This window comes from Staphylococcus sp. EG-SA-2, assembly GCF_017152085.1.
Map to the genome: position 1 here is coordinate 1 of NZ_JACYHC010000619.1, position 2,400 is coordinate 2,400.

Annotated in this window: 2 protein-coding genes; both read left to right on the forward strand. The window is 38.4% G+C overall.

What is annotated here, in order from left to right; genetic code table 11:
* Positions 1 to 1,868: peptidoglycan DD-metalloendopeptidase family protein (locus IDG60_RS11060; RefSeq protein WP_206160695.1), on the forward strand; the 1,868-nt coding region annotated here is incomplete at its 5' end.
* On the forward strand, positions 1,865 to 2,400 hold a 536-nt coding region (locus IDG60_RS11065; protein WP_206160696.1), incomplete at its 3' end, for a phage tail domain-containing protein. The genes IDG60_RS11060 and IDG60_RS11065, both read left to right, overlap by 4 nt.

Here is a 2,400-nt window from a genome sequence, read left to right on the forward strand (position 1 = left end):
ATCATATCGGTGGTATGGTAGACGCTGTTAAAAGAGGTCTTAATAAATTAATTGAAGGTTTAAACTGGGTCGGTGGTAAGTTGGGTATGGACAAAATACCGAAGTTACACACTGGTACTGAACATACACATACTACTACAAGATTAGTTAAGAACGGTAAGATTGCACGTGACACATTCGCTACAGTTGGGGATAAGGGACGCGGAAATGGTCCAAATGGTTTCAGAAATGAAATGATTGAATTCCCTAATGGTAAACGTGTAATCACACCAAATACAGATACTACGGCTTATTTACCTAAAGGCTCAAAAGTATACAACGGGGCACAAACTTATTCAATGTTAAACGGAACGCTTCCGAGATTTCATTTCGGTACTACTATGTGGAAAGATATTAAATCTAGTGCATCATCGGCATTTAACTGGACAAAAGATCAAATAGGTAAAGGTACCAAATGGCTTGGCGATAAAGTTGGCGATGTAATGGACTTTATTGATAATCCGGGTAAGCTTTTAAATTATGTGCTCAAAGCGTTTGGTGTTGACTTTAGCTCTCTAACTAAAGGTATGGGTATTGTTGGCGATATAACAAAAGCGTCTTGGAATAAGATTAAAAGTAAGGCGATTAATTGGATAAAAGAAGGATTAGAGAGCCAAGCGGGAGATGGTTCTGTGTTTGATAGTTTCAGAATACTACAACCTTATTCAGCACCGCCAAAACCTCCTAACCCCAATTATCCATTTAACGGAGGCGTTCATCATGGTGTTGACTATGATACGCCGACCGGTACCCCTATACGTACGCCAATGGGTGGACGTGTTAGAAGTTGGTATGACAACTATGGTGGCGGTAAAGCAATTACTGTTCAAAAAGGTCGAACATTTTTGTGGTTCATGCACTTATCTGAACAATTGCGTAGAACAGGTGAACAAATTAAAGCTGGTCAATTAATTGGTAAATCAGGTAATACAGGTTCTATGACTAATTACCGCCATTTACATTTCCAAGTCAATCAAGGCGGAGAGTCCAATAGGTATTCGACAGACCCTATTCCTTGGTTACGGAAAAACGACAAAACTGGTGGAAAGAATTCACCTGGAGGGAGTGGTTCTGAAAATGCGCGCAGAGCGATTAGAACAGCTCAAAATATACTTGGAGGTCAATACAAAGCTAGCTGGATTACACACGAAATGATGCGTGTAGCAAGACGTGAATCCAATTATACAGCTAATGCAGTTAATAATTGGGATAGCAACGCAAGAGCTGGTACACCTTCAAGAGGTATGTTCCAAATGATAGATCCTTCATTTAGAGCGTACGCAAAGTCGGGTTACAATAATCCTCTTAACCCAACTCATCAAGCTATATCGGCTATGAGATATATTGTGGGTAAATGGGTACCAAGAACGGGCTCATGGAGAGCTGCGTTCAAACGCGCTGGTGATTACGCATATGCTACTGGTGGCAAAGTCTACAACGGATTGTACCACTTAGGAGAAGAAGGATATCCAGAGTGGGTTATTCCTACTGATCCTGCACGTAAAAACGAAGCAATGAAGATGTTACATTATGCAGCAGCAGAAGTAAGAGGGAGAAAAGCGAGTAAAAATAAGCGTCCTAGTCAATTGTCTAGTGTAAATGGGTTTGATGACCCAAGCTTATTATTGAAAATGATTGAACAACAGCAACAACAAATAGCTTTATTACTGAAAATAGCGCAATCCAACGATGTGATTGCAGATAAAGATTATCAGCCGATTATTGACGAATACGCTTTTGATAAAAAGGTGAACGCGTCTATAGAAAAGCGAGAAAGGCAAGAATCAACAAAAGTAAAGTTTAGAAAAGGAGGAATTGCTATTCAATGATAGACACTATTAAAGTGAACAACAAAACAATTCCTTGGTTGTATGTCGAAAGAGGGTTTGAAATACCCTCTTTTAATTATGTTTTAAAAACTGAAAATGTAGATGGACGTTCGGGGTCTATATATAAAGGGCGTAGGCTTGAATCTTATAGTTTTGATATACCTTTGGTGGTACGTAATGACTATTTATCTCACAACGGCTTTAAAACACATGATGACGTCTTGAATGAATTAGTAAAGTTTTTTAACTACGAGGAACAAGTTAAATTACAATTCAAATCTAAAGATTGGTACTGGAACGCTTATTTTGAAGGACCAATAAAGCTGCACAAAGAATTTGCAATACCTGTTAAGTTCACTATCAAAGTAGTACTAACAGACCCTTACAAATATTCAGTAACAGGATATAAAAATACTGCGATTTCAGACCAAGTTTCAGTTGTAAATAGTGGGACTGCTGACACTCCTTTAATTGTTGAAGCCCGAGCAATTAAACCATCTAGTTACTTTATGATCACTAAAAATGATGAAGA